The sequence below is a fragment of the Chromohalobacter canadensis genome (genome assembly GCF_034479555.1).
In the GTDB taxonomy this organism is placed as follows: domain Bacteria; phylum Pseudomonadota; class Gammaproteobacteria; order Pseudomonadales; family Halomonadaceae; genus Chromohalobacter; species Chromohalobacter canadensis.
The window spans coordinates 365,498-381,024 of sequence record NZ_CP140151.1; the positions used below are offsets into that span (position 1 = coordinate 365,498).

The window sequence follows — 15,527 nt, forward strand, 5'->3', positions numbered from 1 at the left end:
CTCAACTACGGTAGTCGGCATTGATGGAGACATAATCGTGTGACAAGTCCGACGTCCAGACCGTCGCCGCGACATCTCCGCGTCCCAGATGGATACGAATCGTGATCTCGGACTCGGCCATGACCGCGCTGCCCGCCGCCTCGGTATACGAAGCCGCACGGCCGCCGCGTTCGACTAGCGCCACATCGCCGAGGTCGATAGAGATACGTGACACATCCAGATCGGGTACCGGAGCACGCCCGACCGCCGCCAAAATACGCCCCCAATTGGCATCACTGGCATAAAGTGCCGTTTTCACCAATGGCGAATGCGCCACGGTAAAGGCAACATCCAACGCTTCCTGCCGATCAGTTGCCCCTTCGACCTCGAGGGTAACGAACTTGGTCGCACCCTCGGCATCACGAATGATCGCCTGCGCCAATTCTACCAGCACCTCGGTCAACGCCGCAGCAAAGCGCGCTTCGTGCTCGTCGGTGCCGATGCGCACACCGCTTCCGGTGGCAGCCAATGTACAGGCATCGTTAGTCGAAGTATCCGAGTCCACGGTGATGCAGTTGAAGGACTCATCGACGGCACGCCGCAACAGTACTTGCAGGCGCGCATCGTCGATGGCGGCATCGGTGAAGACGAAGCTCAGCATCGTGGCCATGTCGGGCTTGATCATTCCTGAGCCCTTGGCAATGCCGTTGATCGTCACCGGTTGGCCGTCGATCTCGATACACGTCGTGGCCCCTTTGGCACGCGTGTCCGTGGTCAGAATGCCTTCGCCCGCGGTCTGCCAGCCATCCACCGACAACGCGGCAAGCGCCTCCGGCAAGGCATCGCATAGCCGCGTCACTGTCAGGGGCTCGCCGATCACACCGGTCGAAAACGGCAAGACGCACTGCGCGGCGACACCCGTCAGCTCGCCTAACGCCTGGCAACTCTGCTCGGCATCGTGCATGCCCTGCTCACCCGTACCGGCATTGGCATTACCGGTATTGATCAGCAGATAACGCGGCCTGTCCGTCTCGAGATGACGTCGCGCCACATGAACCGGTGCCGCGCAAAATGCATTGCGCGTAAACGCCGCCGCCAAAGTCGTCGCCTCGGGCAGCTCGATCACCACCAGATCACGGCGCCCCGGTGCCTTGATACCTGCCATCGCCGTTCCCAGGCGAATGCCCTCGATGGCCGGCATCGCCGGAAAACTCGCTTCCCCCACCGCCATGTCGTCTCTCCTCATGCCACGTTTGCCATGCGCTCAGCTCAATTTGCCGTGGCAATGCTTGTATTTCTTGCCGGAGCCGCAAGGGCACGAGTCGTTGCGACCCACCTTGGGGCCTTCGCGGCGTACCGGCTGTCCGTCGTCTTCGTCGCCAGTACGTTCCTCGCCTTCGGCAGCCACCGCCTCAGCCGAAGCCACGGCGTCTTCATGAACCGGCTGGCTGACCGCACGCTCGCGCTCCAGCGTGGCACGCCGCTCACGTTCCAATTCATCGACCTCTTCCTGACGCCGCACTTGCACATGACTCAGGATGCGAATGACATCGTGCTTGATGTTGGCCAGCAGTGTCTGGAAGAGCTCGAAAGCTTCACGCTTGTATTCCTGCTTGGGATTCTTTTGTGCATACCCACGCAGATGGATCCCGCGACGCAGATGGTCCATGTGCTGCAGGTGTTCCTTCCAACGCGTATCGAGCACCTGCAACATGACCTGCTTTTCGAAGCGGCGCATCAGCTCCGGGCCGACGGCCTCGGCCTTGCTGACGAAGAGACCGCGGTGCTGGTCGTGCAGACGTTCACGCAGCAGGTCTTCATGGAAGTGTTCGTCTTCTTCAGCCCATTGCACCAAGGGAACATCGAGATTGAACTCTTGCTTGAGGTAATCCTGTAGCCCGGGCAGATCCCATTGCTCGGCCAAGCTCTGTGGCGGCACATAACTAGTGATGGCTTCAGACAAGACCTGCTCGCGAATCTCTGCGATATTCGACGAGAGATCATCGGTCCTAAGCACTTCATCGCGCTGCTGATAGACAACACGCCGCTGATCGTTGGAAACGTCGTCGTATTCCAGCAACTGCTTACGAATGTCGAAGTTGCGACCCTCGACCTTTTTCTGAGCACGCTCGACGGCGTTGGACACCATCTTGTGTTCGATCGCCTCGCCGCGCTCTAGTCCCAAGGCATTCATCAACCGCTGTACGCGATCAGAGCCGAACAGCCGCATGAGATTGTCTTCCAACGAGAGGAAGAAGCGTGTCGACCCTGGATCACCCTGACGGCCGGAGCGCCCACGCAGCTGATTGTCGATACGCCGCGATTCGTGGCGTTCGGAACCAATCACGTGGAGACCGCCCGCGGCAAGTACAGCATCGTGGCGTTCCTGCCATGCTGCCTTGAGTGCTGCGAGCTGATCTTCGGAAGGATTATCGAGAGCCGCCGCTTCGGCTTCCCAGTTACCCCCCAATACGATATCGGTACCACGCCCGGCCATGTTGGTGGCGATAGTGACGGCACCGGGCTGCCCCGCCTGGGCGATGATTTCCGCTTCGCTCTGGTGCTGCTTGGCGTTAAGCACATTGTGCGGTATCTGATACTGCTGCATCAGTTGGGCGAGGTATTCGGAGGTATCGATCGATGCCGTGCCCACCAAGATGGGACGCCCGGCTTCGCGTTGCGTCTTGACGTCATCGATGATGGCTTCGAATTTCTCTTCACCGCTCATGTAGACCAAATCGTTGTGGTCCACACGTACCAGAGGACGGTTGGTGGGAATCACCATGACATCCAGCCCGTAGATCTGACGGAACTCGAACGCCTCGGTATCCGCAGTACCCGTCATCCCCGACAGCTTGTCATACAGACGAAAGTAATTCTGGAAGGTCGTCGAGGCCAGCGTTTGGCTCTCTTTCTGAATTGTCACGCCTTCCTTGGCTTCGACCGCTTGGTGCAGCCCCTCGGACCAGCGGCGCCCCGGCATGCTACGCCCAGTGTGCTCGTCGACGATGACGACTTCATCGTTATTGACGATGTAATCGACGTCACGATGATAGAGATGGCGTGCACGCAATGCCGAATGCACATGCTGTAGAAGCCCCAGGTTCTGGGCCGAGTAAAGCGAGTCGTCCGCGCCCAGAAGCTCCGTTTCTCTGAGTATCCCTTCCAGCTTCTGGTGACCGGTTTCCGTCAGCTCCACCTGCTTTTGTTTCTCATCGAGAATAAAGTCCCCGCTGGCCGGGTCCTCTTCGTCGCTGCACTCGTCGAGCCCCAGGGAAAGCTGATTGATACGCCGATAAAGCTCGACGTTTTCTTCGACCGGTCCGGAAATGATCAGCGGCGTACGCGCCTCGTCGATGAGAATCGAGTCGACCTCATCGATGATCGCGTAGTGCAGCGCACGCTGGACCTTATCATCCAGCGAAAACGCCATATTGTCGCGCAGATAGTCGAACCCGAATTCGTTGTTGGTGCCGTATGTGATATCGCAGGCGTAGGCTTCGCGCTTCTGAGCCGAAGCCTGGCCGGAGTAGATCGTGCCCACGCTGAGGTCGAGAAACTCGTAGAGCGGGCGCATCCACTCGGCATCACGGCTCGCCAGATAATCGTTGACCGTCACCACGTGCACGCCCTTGCCCGGCAACGCATTGAGATAGACCGACAAGGTGCCGACCAGGGTCTTGCCCTCGCCGGTTTTCATCTCGGCGATGCGCCCCTCGTGCAACGTCATCCCGCCGACCATCTGCACATCGAAGTGACGCATTCCCATCACGCGCTTACTCGCCTCGCGCACAACGGCGAAAGCTTCGGGAAGTATCTTGTCAATGGACTCGCCTGACTCCAGGCGTGTGCGGAATTCGCTGGTCTTGGCCGTCAGAGCGGCATCATCGAGGGCCTCGAACGTGGGTTCCAGCGCGTTGATGGCCTCGGTGGCCTTGCGCATGCGTTTGACTTCGCGCTCGTTCTTAGAGCCGACAAGCTTACGTACGATGGTATTGAGCATGTGAGATCCTGAAATCCAAAAGTGCCTAAAACGTCATATCGGCCACCGCATCGACGCGGGACCGACGTCGATATCAGGCGGCTAGTCGCCCGATATCTCGGAACCAGACACTGTGTGGTGGACCTCGACGCGAGAGGACGTCCAACCCTACGCTCAATACATGATAGAAGCGCTGCGGCAATCGCCACAGGCGAGGAGACCGGGGGCGACGTCGCCCAGTGTCCAACAGTCGCTTGCGCCGCGCCACACGATGCGATTGGGCACGAATGGCTTCCGGCGCCATCAGGCATATCTGCGTCAACCGCCCTGCTATACGCAATGCATCGGAGTGCATCAACCCCGCCGGCAATAGACACCCGACCAACAGACCGGCAAGCCACCATTGCGCACGGTGGCGCGTGCGAACGCGACGCGGCGGCGTTGAGCTATGGTGCGTAGCGCTGGTCATGCTATCGACGAGCTCCGGCTCATGGTAGATTGCGCAGACATTCTGCTTTCCTTCGCGCGGGCAAGCCCATGAGTATAAAGGCTAAGCGTTTCCGAGCCCAGTCCATCCACCATCTCATCGACGGATCCGGCGAGTTGGGATCGGTGGTACGTATGGCAACACTGCTGCAGCGGGCCCAACAGCACCTACGCGCCGGGCTTCCCGCCGAAATCGCCGAACACGTCTATGTCGGTGGCTACCGGGAAGGCGCCCTGACCCTCATCACCGATGGCGCCGTATGGCTGACGTGGTTACGCTACGAACGCCAACGTCTCCTCACGCTGCTGCGCCAACTTCCCGAATTCGAAGCCGTACTCGCGCTCAATCTCAAGGTCCGCCCCGTACAACCTCTCAAGGCGCCCACCTTCCAGGCACGTGCGCTTTCTCCCGAGGCCGCGCACCATCTCAAGGCATGCGCAGATGACACCACGGACCCCAAGCTAAAAAAAGCGCTGGCGCGCCTGGCTTCCCATGCCCCGGACGACACCTAGACAGCCGTGTCGCACCCCATAAAAAACGCCGACCTATCGGTCGGCGTCAATAAAAGCTTGGTCTTACTCAGTGCGACTATCAGGCTAACGCTGGCGCCGCATACGAGATAGGCGCTGCTTGCGTCTCGTCTTCAAAGGTCACGATTTCCCAAGCGTCCTGCTGAGCCATCAAGGCGCGACATAGCTTGTTGTTCAAGCCATGGCCAGATTTGACGCCGCGGAATTCACCGATGAGGCTATGCCCCAACTGATACAGATCGCCAATGGCGTCGAGCACCTTGTGCTTGACGAACTCATCTTCATAGCGCAAACCACCTTCGTTCACGATACGGTAATCATCGACAACGATGGCATTATCCAGGCTTCCGCCAAGCGCCAGGTTCTGGGCGCGCAGGAACTCCAGATCACGCATGAACCCGAAAGTACGCGCGCGGGACACTTCCTTCACGAACGAAGTCGTCGAGAAGTCGACGCTTGCTGTCTGCTTCTGGTGCGCGAAGACCGGATGGTCGAAGTCGATGGCAAACGCTACTTTAAAACCGTTATGCGGCAAGAAGCGCGCTTCCTTGTCGTCTTCTTCAACCACGATCTCACGCTTGATACGGATGAACTTCTTGGCCGCACCTTGTTCAGCGATGCCCGCCGACTGAATCAAGAAGACGAACGGTCCAGCGCTACCATCCATGATGGGCACTTCCGGGGCACTGAGCTCGACGAAGACGTTGTCGATCCCCAAACCGGCAAATGCTGACATCAGGTGCTCTACCGTTGCCACCTTGACGCCGTCACGCGACAGCGCGGTACAAAGCGTCGTATCGGTCACGTATTCGGCGTTGGCGGCAATCTGTACCACCGGGTCGAGATCGGTACGTACGAAGACGACGCCAGTATTGACCGGCGCGGGGCGCAGCGTCAGGTAGACCTTTTCACCTGAGTGCAGACCCACACCAGTAGCACGGATAGTATTCTTTAATGTACGTTGTCTAATCATGGGCGTAAGCCAAGCTTGGAAATCGTTATGAAACGCTGTTCACTATAACACCGAACGAACGTTTCAACAAAAAAATGTCGCCTGGCCACGCCTATGCGCCCAGCATGTCGTCCGATCAATCGGCCTGACGGCGCAAGAACGCCGGAATATCCAGGTAGTCGTCTAGCTCTTGCGACTTACGGCGCGACTCCTGCCTGGACTTAGCCGACTCATCCTGCTCCTTGGCAGCCTGCTGACGCATGACCGTTGGCTGCTGAAGCTTGCGATAATCGGGCGATTCGGCACTGCGTGCCGCCGCAACCGTCTCACGCTGCGGCGTGGCGACTGCCGCCTTTTCCTTGAGCCCTTCGAGACCCGCTGCCACCACGGTGACGCGCAATTCGTCGGACAATTCCATGTCGATGGACGTCCCAACCACGATCGTCGCGTCTTGGGAAGCAAACTCCTGCACGGTGGCCCCGACATCGTTGAACTCACCGATGGAAAGGTCCGGCCCCGCCGTGATGTTGACCAGGATGCCGCGCGCGCCATGCAGGTCGATGTCTTCCAGCAAGGGGCTGCGGATGGCCTTTTCGGCGGCTTCACGTGCACGATTTTCGCCAGTGGCCGCACCGGTCCCCATCATCGCCATGCCCATCTCAGACATTACGGTGCGCACGTCGGCAAAGTCGACGTTGATGATGCCAGGACTGGTAATCAGCTCAGCGATCCCTTGGACCGCACCCAGCAGGACATCATTAGCGGCACTGAATGCCGACAGCAGGCTCGCGTTCTTGCCAAGCACCGCGAGCAGCTTCTCATTGGGGATGGTGATCAGCGAATCGACATACTCGGACAGCGCCTCCATGCCCTCTTCGGCGGCCCGCATGCGCTTGGGCCCCTCGAAGGGGAACGGACGCGTCACTACCGCCACGGTCAGGATACCCAACTCTTTGGCGACCTGTGCCACGATGGGCGCGCCACCGGTACCAGTACCACCACCCATGCCGGCCGTGATAAACACCATGTCGGCGCCTTGCAGTAGCTCGGCAATCCGTTCACGGTCTTCCGTCGCCGCTTGACGACCGACCTCGGGACTGGCTCCAGCCCCCAGCCCCTTGGTGATCTCGCTGCCGAGCTGAAGAACGGTCTTGGCAGCGACGCGTTTTAGCGCCTGAGCGTCGGTATTGGCACAGATGAACTCGACGCCTTCGATATTGCTTTCGACCATGTGGTTGACGGCATTACCACCGCCACCACCGACGCCAATCACCTTGATAACCGCGCTGCTAGAAGGTGCGTTATCTACCAGTTCGAACATAAGCCCCGTCTCCTGTGACCGCTACTTGTACGGCCCTCTCAGAAATTTCCTTTAAACCAACCTTTGATCCTTTCCAACCCCGAGCGCTCCTGCCTTTGTCCACGTCGGGTATGAGCCTCTTCTCTACGGGGCTGAGCCGACACGACGGCATTACGTTTGGCATCATTCATACCGTAGAGTAGCAAACCCACTCCCGTCGAATAAATCGGATTACGAACGACATCGGCGAGACCGCGAACGTTTTGGGGATAAGCAATGCGCACGGGCATGTGAAAGATTTCTTCGGCCAGCTCGACGACACCCTCCATGCGCGACGTACCGCCGGTTAGCACCACACCGGCCGCCACGAGATCTTCGTAGCCGCTACGCCGCAATTCTTCGCGTACCAATGTAAACAATTCTTCATAGCGCGGTTCGACTACTTCGGCCAACGCCTGGCGAGAAAGATCGCGTGCCGGCCTGTCTCCCACGCTGGGAACCTTGATCATTTCGTCGCTGCTTGCAAGCTGGGTCAGCGCGCAAGCGTATTTGACCTTGATGTCTTCCGCGTACTGCGTTGGCGTGCGTAATGCCATGGCGATGTCATTGGTCACCTGGTCACCCGCGATGGGAATCACCGCCGTATGGCGTATGGCCCCTTCGGTAAACACGGCGATATCGGTGGTGCCGCCGCCAATATCGACCATACACACACCCAGCTCGCGTTCGTCTTCCGTCAATACCGCGTAACTGGAGGCTAACTGTTCCAGTATGATGTCATCGACTTCCAGGCCGCAGCGACGCACGCATTTTTCGATGTTCTGCACGGCATTCAATGCCGCCGTGACCAGGTGAACCCGCGCCTCGAGACGGACACCCGACATCCCCATGGGCTCACGGATACCTTCCTGGTTGTCGATCGCGAATTCTTGGGGCAACACATGAAGAATACGCTGTCCTTCGGAAATAGCACGTGCGCGGGCCGAGTCGATGACACGATCGATATCCGAGGGGGTCACTTCCCGCTCCTTGATGGCCACGACACCGTCGGAATTCATCGAGCTGATATGACTACCCGCCACGCCAACATACACCGAGTGAATATCGCAACCCGCCATCAACTCGGCTTCCTCGACGGCACGCTGGATCGACTGCACGGTCGACTCGATATTGATGACGACCCCTTTTTTCATACCGCGCGAGGGGTGCGAGCCGATACCTGCGATCTCGATGCTTCCATCATCGGAAGGCTGGCCGACGATAGCCACTACCTTGGACGTTCCGATATCCAGCCCGACCACCATGTTGGAAGCATTGGATTGTCCTGCCATAGGTCGGGGTCACTCCTCGAACTGCACTGGGTTTGAAATTCATTGATCTATAAAAACGCGCTGGGCCAATTATAGGAACATGTGACTTTACATCACCACCCAGCAAATGAAACCGGCCTCAGAATACGGTGATTTTTTCGAAAAGGGAAACCCCCGTCGCCCGGATTTCGTGGCCTGGCGCCGAAAAAGGCAACTGCGCCGTTACTCTGTCGCATCTATTTCTGTCTGTCCATGCCAAGCGACGGAAACACCATTGGGATAGCGTAAATCAATGTAGCGAATTTGCGACGCCTGCGTCCCCAACTGTCGTTGCCAGGCCGCCGTAAAACGCGCCAGACGAGATGCGAGATCGGTACGCCCCAGGATAACCCACACACTGTCATTCACCTGAAAGCGCCAAGCGCCACGGTCCTCCAACCGTAACTGTGTCACACGCAAGTCCAAGGTCTCCAGACGGCGTAGTAACGAGTCAAGGTATGCCAATACTTCAGGCCCACTACCCTTGGGGCCCGCTAGATCCGGCAAAGGTTTATCGAAGTCATCGACCGGCCCCGGTGAAAAAGGCTCGCCATGCGTATTGAGCAGCTTGTCATCGTTCCAGTGTGCGACCGGTGTTTGTTCGAAAAGCTCGAAGCGTAAGGCATCCGGCCATTCTCGCGAGACTTTTACTTCAGAGAGCCAATCGATATCGCGAGCCTTGTCGCGCACCTGGTCGAGATCGATGGATAACCAGGTTTCACCGCTGACCAAGGGGGCGAGATTGCGCTGCAAATAGGCCGCCGAGACATAATGCAGGTCGCCGCCGATGGAAACCCGCTCTATGGGCCGGTCGAGCCAGATCCACAACGTACGCCCGCCAGCACCGAGCAAAACAACGAACAGGATCAAACCTAACAAGGCACCGCGCAAACCGGCCTCCTTCATTCTCGCGTCACTCGCCGATCGTGGTGTCGAGAATCCGCAACACCAGCGCATCGAAGTCGAGACCGGCATGCGCCGCCGCTTGCGGCACCAGGCTATGATCGGTCATGCCCGGCACCGTGTTGACCTCGAGTAGCCAGAAACGTCCCTGCGCATCGCGCATCACATCGACACGCCCCCAGCCACTGCCGCCGATCACCTCGAATGCGCGGCGGCACAGCTCGCCCAGCGTACGTTCATCGTCGGCCTCGAGACCACACGGCAATAGATAACGCGTGGTGTCGGAATGATACTTGGCCTCGTAATCGTAGAAGCCACTGGGCACCTCGACGCGAATCGCCGGCAATACCTCGTCGCCAAGCAGCGACACGGTATATTCCTCGCCCTGCACGAAACGCTCGGCCATGATGGCGTTATCGAAGCGTGCCGCCTCAGCATGCGCCGCGATCAACTCTTCCCGTGTATCGACAATACTGATCCCGATGGTCGAGCCTTCATGCACCGGTTTAACGATCAAGGGCAATCCGAGGGTCTCGATGACCGCATCCCAATCCACCGCACCTTCCAGCATGACGCTTTCCGGCGTGGGTAGACCATGGGCACGCCAGAACTGTTTGGTGCGCTCCTTGTCCATACCCAGCGCAGAGGCCAGCACACCGCTGCCCGTATAGGGGATGTCCAGTAGTTCCAAGGCACCCTGTAAAGAGCCATCCTCGCCGTCACGGCCGTGCATGGCGATAAAGACACATTCCGGCGCCAGCGCTTCTAGCCCACTCAATCCTCCACCGGCGAAATCGAACCCGTGGGCGTCGACGCCACTACGCTTGAGCGATGCCAGGATCGCGCGGCCACTGAGTAGCGACACTTCACGTTCGGCAGAACGGCCACCGTATACCACGACGACGCGCCCCGGATGCAGGCGCTTCGTGCCCTCGTTCGTCACGCTGTCATTCATAATTCCATTCCATCCAGATGTAACCGACAACCGGCCAGACGCAACGAGATCCCACCGATATCACCGGCGCCCTGGGTGATCAGAATATCGTCGGGGCGCAGCACGCGTGACAACAACGCCGGTAGCTCTTGCTTGCTTTCGACGAATAGCGGGTCGACCTGGCCACGTTGACGAATCGACCCAGCCAATGTCCGGCCCTCCGCCCCCGGAATCGACGCCTCCCCGGCGCTGTAGACATCCAGCAGCAACAGCGTATCCACGCCCGAGAGTACACGCACGAAATCTTCGTACAGATCTCGCGTACGCGAATAGCGATGTGGCTGGTACAGCATGACCAAGCGACGCTCGGGCCAGCCCGCGCGCACCGCGTCGATGACCATTTCCACCTCACGCGGATGATGGCCGTAATCGTCGACCAGCATGACCTCGCCTTCGGCAGCCGGCGCTGGGAACTGCCCATGCACCTGGAAACGCCGCCCCACACCGGCAAAGTGTGCCAGACCGCGCTGAATGGCCGCGTCGTCGACCCCCGCATCGCTGGCCACGGCGATCGCCGCCAGCGCATTGAGGGCATTATGGCGCCCCGGCATGCCCAACTGGATCTCGAGCGGCGCCATACCTGGCGGACGCTCAGCGGTAAAATGCACTACGCCACCGCGCTGGACGAAATCGCACAACCGGTAGTCGGCATCCTCGGCGAAACCGTAGGTGACGAATTGACGCTGGATGCGCGGAATCAAACCACGCACGTTGTCATCGTCGAGGCACAGCACCGCCAGCCCGTAGAAAGGCAGATTATGCAAGAATTCCAGGAAGGTATCCTTGAGCCGTGTGAAGTCGCCCCCGTAGGTCGCCATATGGTCGGCATCAATATTGGTAACGATCGAGACCATCGGTTGCAAATGCAGGAACGAGGCATCCGACTCGTCGGCCTCGGCCACCAGGTAATCGCCCTCGCCCAGGCGCGCGTTGGTGCCGGCACTGGTCAGCTTGCCGCCGATCACAAAAGTCGGGTCGAGCCCACCCTCGCCAAGTAGCGTCGACGTCAGGCTGGTCGTGGTGGTCTTGCCATGCGTTCCCGCCACAGCGATGCCATGCCGAAAGCGCATCAACTCGGCAAGCATTTCCGCACGCCGGACGATGGGAATACGATGCTCACGTGCCCAGCGAATCTCTGGATTCTCGGTGTCGACTGCCGTAGAGACGACCAGAACATCGGCACCCTGAGCATGCTCATCGACGTGCCCGATGCACACGCGAATGCCGCAATCACGGAGATGCTGCGTGACGGGCGACTCACGCAGATCGCTACCGCTGACCGTATAGCCCTGATTGGCTAACACCTCTGCGATCCCGCACATGCCGGCACCACCGATGCCCACGAAATGGATATTGTGAATGCGGCGCATGCCCAACCCAGTGCGGTTCGGACGAGTTGGAGCGGAAACGTTATTCGCTATCAATATTTTGCCTCCATGCACCCCGCCACTAGGCGCTCGACCGCTTCCAAACGCGCCTCGGAGCGTGCCGCGACCGCCATGGTAGCCAAGGTCTCGGGTTCGAGAAGTGCCGCCAACGTCTCGGCGAGACTCGCCGCCGTCAGTTGCTCCTGCGGCATCAAACGCGCGGCTCCGGCATCGACCAATTGCCGCGCGTTGAGTGTCTGATGATCGTCGACGGCATGCGGAAACGGCACCAATACCGAGGGCTTGGCCGCCGCAGCAAGCTCGGCGATCGTCAAGGCGCCGGCACGACAGACAATCAAGTCCGCCCAATCATAGGCCGCTGCCATATCGTCGATGAAGGCACTAACCTCGGCGCTGACCTCCACCTCGGCGTATTCCGCTTGCGTCGTGGTTTCCTTGTCGCGTCCCGCTTGGTGACGCACTTCGGGGCGATGAGCCTCTGGCAACTGCGCCACGGCCCGGGGCACATTGACATTCAGTGCCTGCGCGCCCAATGAGCCACCCAGTACCAACAATCGCAGAGGACGCGCGCGAAGCGTCTCGACATCGCGCGGTGTCTCGCCCAGCGTGGCGATGTCATCGCGTACGGGATTTCCCACTACCTTGGCCTGGTGCTCGCCGAACGCACCCGGAAATGCGGCATAGACGCGATCAGCCAGACGCGCCAGATAGCGATTGGTCATTCCAGCCAAGGCGTTTTGTTCATGAATAATCAAGCGCCGCCGCATCAACCAGGCGGCCAGCCCGCCGGGGCCGCTGGCGAAACCGCCCAACCCGACTACTAGTTGCGGATCGAATGTGGCAATCACTTGGCGTGCCTGCCAGATGGCTTTGGCTAGACGCCATGGGGCCAATAGCCATCCGACGATCCCATTGCCGCGCAGGCCGGACACTTGCACACGATGCAAGGTAATTTCGGCCGCCGGTACCAATTGATTTTCAATTCCTCGAGGGCTGCCCAACCATTCCACCACGACACCGCGTTCGCGCAGCGCCTTGGCCAGTGATAGCGCAGGCACCACATGACCGCCGGTCCCGCCGGCCATAATCAGAACACGGGACACTTGCTGATGAGGCACTAGCGCTCTCCTCGTTCTTGTTTCTTCGCTTGGCGTGCCGCCTGAGTGGCACGCGTCTTGGCTCGCATCTCGGCATCGACGCGCAGCAACAAGGCGACCATGACACTGCTGACTGCCAAGCTGGAGCCCCCATAGCTCAATAGCGGCAAGGTCAGCCCTTTAGTGGGCAGCATGCCCGTACTGACGGCGATATTGATAAATGCCTGTGCCCCGAACACCAGTGAAATGCCGTAGCACAGGTAAGCGGAAAAGGCCCAGCCACGCAATTCAGCTTTGCGCCCTATGCGAAGCCCGCGAAAGATAAGCAGCGCGAACAAGCAGACGACGGCGACGGCACCCACAAGTCCTAACTCTTCGGCCAGGACCGCGAACACGAAATCGGTGTGCGCCTCAGGCAGATAAAATAGCTTCTGGACACTATTTCCTAGCCCAAGGCCCAGCCAATGCCCACGCCCGAAGGCGATCAATGCTTGTGTCAACTGATAGCCACTGGAGTACTGATCGGCCCAGGGATTGGCAAAACTGGTAATGCGCTCCAGGCGATAAGGCTCGGCCACGGCCAGCAATCCCCCGGCGACCACGACCACGATCATGACGAAACCGAAGCGCCCCAGCGGCGCTCCCGACATCAGCAACATGCCCATCATGCAACCGCCGATCACTACGACGGCCCCGTAATCCGGCTCGAATATCAAAAGTGCCACGTACACCCCGAGCACCACGAACGGGCGCAAGAAGGCGCCCCAATCGCGGCGCACTTCGGGGAGATAACGTTGTAAATAATCGGCGAAGTAAACGATGAGACACAACTTGGCGACTTCCGACGCCTGGATATTGACAATGCCCAAGGGGATCCAACGCTTGCTGCCATTGACTTCGTGACCGATAAGCAGCACCGCGATAAGAAGCACGATACCCAACAACAGCAAACCGGGCCCCCAGGAACGCCAGCGCTCAAGCGGTATACACAGCGCCACGAGCCCGAGCACGATCGAGCAGAGCACGAACACACCATGACGAATGCTGAAGTAATAAGGGTTACCGGTAAGACTGGTCGCGATTTCAGACGACGCCGAGGTCACCATGATCCAGCCCACCAGCAACAACGAGAATGTCGCCAGCAGCAACCACCCGTCAGTCGCCTGCCCTTGGGTGGAAAGTCGTTTTTCCCAACGCGCTAGCATGTCGTCGCTCCGCCCTGCGTCAACCACTGTCGAAAGGCATCCCCACGCGCCATGTAATGGGGAAATTGGTCGAGGCTTGCGCACGCGGGCGACAGCATGACGGCATCACCGGCGCACGCGATGACCTGCGCCCGTCGCATGGCCGCGTCGAGATCGGGAACTCGGGTAACCGGAACGCGCCCTGACATGACATGCGCAAGGCGCTGAGCATCGCGTCCGAACACCACCACCTCGCGTGCATAACGCATCAGCGGCTCAACCAGCGGCGTGAAATCGGCGCCCTTACCGTCGCCACCCGCTAATAGAACCAGTCGGCCCTCGAGCACCGGCCCGACCCCGTCAATCGCCGCCAACGTCGCGCCCACATTGGTGCCCTTGGAGTCGTTGATCCAGCGCACGCCATCACGTTCGGTGACCAGCTCGCCCCGATGCGGCAAGCCAGGGAAACGCTCGAGGACACGACGCATCGCCATCAGCGGTAAGCCCAATTGTGCCCCCATCGCTAGCGCCGCCAGGGCATTGGCATGATTGTGTCGTCCGGGCATGCGCACACTACGCGTCGACATCAGAGGTGTGTCGCCATGCACGAGCCAGGATTCCCCATCATGCTCGGCGATGCCCCAATCGTTGCTAGAAGGGACTTGAGTGGTAAATCGCGCCACTTCGCGCACATCAGTATCAGGCCATGTAGCAGCATCATCAGCATTGACGACGGCATGCCGCGCGCCGCGAAAGACACGCTGCTTCGCCGTTCGGTAGCCATCCATGTCGCCGTGACGATCCAGGTGATCCTCGCAAAGATTGAGAAACGCCGCCGTTTCGGCACTCAGCCAAGCAGTGGTTTCCAACTGGAAGCTTGAGAGTTCGAGCACGAACAGCTCGGCGTCCGGAGCCTCGGCAAGCAAGTCGAGTGCCGGTGTACCGAGATTCCCCCCGACCGCAACGCGACGCCCTGCTTCCCGTGCCATATCACCAAGCAGAGTGGTCACCGTCGATTTAGCATTGGAGCCGGTGATCGCAGCTAGCGGCGCGCGACACGCACGCACGAAAAGCGCAATCTCGCCGACCACGTGTGGGCCTTCACCCTTGGCATTCACGTACTCGACGAGCCCCGGCGTGCGCAAATCAACCCCAGGGCTGACCACGATTTCAAGCGCCTCGCCCATATCCAGCGCTTGCAGCGGGCCGCACATCACCTCGACGTCCGGATAGGCCGCGCGAAAAGTCTCCAGGCCTGCAGGCATCTCGCGCGTATCGGCGATCATGAACGGCACTCCCTGACGGGTGAGATGCCGCGCGATCGCTTGGCCGGAGACACCCAACCCGATGATTAGCGTATATCCAGGGGGCACCTTGGCCAT

At 59.6% G+C, this 15,527-nt stretch carries 13 protein-coding genes; 1 reads left to right on the forward strand and 12 read right to left on the reverse strand.

The genetic code is table 11. The features are described from left to right. Window position 1 precedes the first annotated feature (1 nt). The 3 genes from argJ to SR908_RS01815 form a co-directional block, all read right to left on the reverse strand. Window positions 2-1,210 carry a bifunctional glutamate N-acetyltransferase/amino-acid acetyltransferase ArgJ gene (gene argJ / locus SR908_RS01805; protein WP_246922890.1) on the reverse strand — a complete coding sequence of 403 codons (1,209 nt, stop codon included), beginning with the start codon at window positions 1,208-1,210 and terminating at the stop codon, window positions 2-4. Window positions 1,211-1,243: 33 nt separating this feature from the next. Continuing rightward, the gene (secA, locus tag SR908_RS01810; RefSeq protein ID WP_246922906.1) at window positions 1,244-3,982 is read right to left on the reverse strand and encodes a preprotein translocase subunit SecA; all 2,739 of its coding nucleotides are present in this window, start codon (window positions 3,980-3,982) and stop codon (window positions 1,244-1,246) included. Window positions 3,983-4,055: 73 nt separating this feature from the next. Beyond that, entirely contained in the window at window positions 4,056-4,430 is a 375-nt protein-coding gene (locus SR908_RS01815) for a hypothetical protein (RefSeq protein WP_097022961.1), read from the reverse strand. A 68-nt stretch (window positions 4,431-4,498) separates the two neighbouring features. Between SR908_RS01815 and SR908_RS01820 the strand changes: the two genes are divergently transcribed. After that, window positions 4,499-4,960 carry a DUF721 domain-containing protein gene (locus tag SR908_RS01820; protein ID WP_097022962.1) on the forward strand — a complete coding sequence of 154 codons (462 nt, stop codon included), beginning with the start codon at window positions 4,499-4,501 and terminating at the stop codon, window positions 4,958-4,960. A 79-nt stretch (window positions 4,961-5,039) separates the two neighbouring features. Here the strand turns inward: SR908_RS01820 and lpxC are convergent, their stop codons facing one another. The 9 genes from lpxC to murD form a co-directional block, all read right to left on the reverse strand. Then, on the reverse strand, window positions 5,040-5,951 hold the full coding sequence (gene lpxC, locus SR908_RS01825) for a UDP-3-O-acyl-N-acetylglucosamine deacetylase (protein WP_246922909.1): 912 nt from the start codon (window positions 5,949-5,951) through the stop codon (window positions 5,040-5,042). 115 nt (window positions 5,952-6,066) lie between these two features. Further along, window positions 6,067-7,251, reverse strand: coding sequence for a cell division protein FtsZ (gene ftsZ / locus SR908_RS01830; RefSeq protein ID WP_097022964.1), 1,185 nt, complete (start codon window positions 7,249-7,251; stop codon window positions 6,067-6,069). A 38-nt stretch (window positions 7,252-7,289) separates the two neighbouring features. Continuing rightward, window positions 7,290-8,561, reverse strand: coding sequence for a cell division protein FtsA (ftsA, locus tag SR908_RS01835; protein ID WP_040241758.1), 1,272 nt, complete (start codon window positions 8,559-8,561; stop codon window positions 7,290-7,292). A 201-nt stretch (window positions 8,562-8,762) separates the two neighbouring features. Continuing rightward, window positions 8,763-9,485 carry a cell division protein FtsQ/DivIB gene (locus SR908_RS01840; RefSeq protein WP_246922912.1) on the reverse strand — a complete coding sequence of 241 codons (723 nt, stop codon included), beginning with the start codon at window positions 9,483-9,485 and terminating at the stop codon, window positions 8,763-8,765. A gap of 7 nt (window positions 9,486-9,492) precedes the next feature. Then, entirely contained in the window at window positions 9,493-10,437 is a 945-nt protein-coding gene (locus tag SR908_RS01845) for a D-alanine--D-alanine ligase (RefSeq protein WP_246922915.1), read from the reverse strand. Further along, window positions 10,434-11,846 carry a UDP-N-acetylmuramate--L-alanine ligase gene (gene murC / locus SR908_RS01850; protein WP_246922917.1) on the reverse strand — a complete coding sequence of 471 codons (1,413 nt, stop codon included), beginning with the start codon at window positions 11,844-11,846 and terminating at the stop codon, window positions 10,434-10,436. The genes SR908_RS01845 and murC overlap by 4 nt, the downstream gene beginning before the upstream one ends. A gap of 50 nt (window positions 11,847-11,896) precedes the next feature. Next, complete coding sequence (murG, locus tag SR908_RS01855) at window positions 11,897-12,982, reverse strand: undecaprenyldiphospho-muramoylpentapeptide beta-N-acetylglucosaminyltransferase (RefSeq protein ID WP_322527380.1); 1,086 nt, start codon at window positions 12,980-12,982, stop codon at window positions 11,897-11,899. Further along, window positions 12,982-14,166, reverse strand: a complete 1,185-nt coding sequence (ftsW, locus tag SR908_RS01860; protein ID WP_246922920.1) for a putative lipid II flippase FtsW — start codon at window positions 14,164-14,166, stop codon at window positions 12,982-12,984. Before ftsW ends, murG begins: the two co-directional genes overlap by 1 nt. After that, on the reverse strand, window positions 14,160-15,527 hold the full coding sequence (murD, locus tag SR908_RS01865; protein ID WP_246922923.1) for a UDP-N-acetylmuramoyl-L-alanine--D-glutamate ligase: 1,368 nt from the start codon (window positions 15,525-15,527) through the stop codon (window positions 14,160-14,162). Before murD ends, ftsW begins: the two co-directional genes overlap by 7 nt.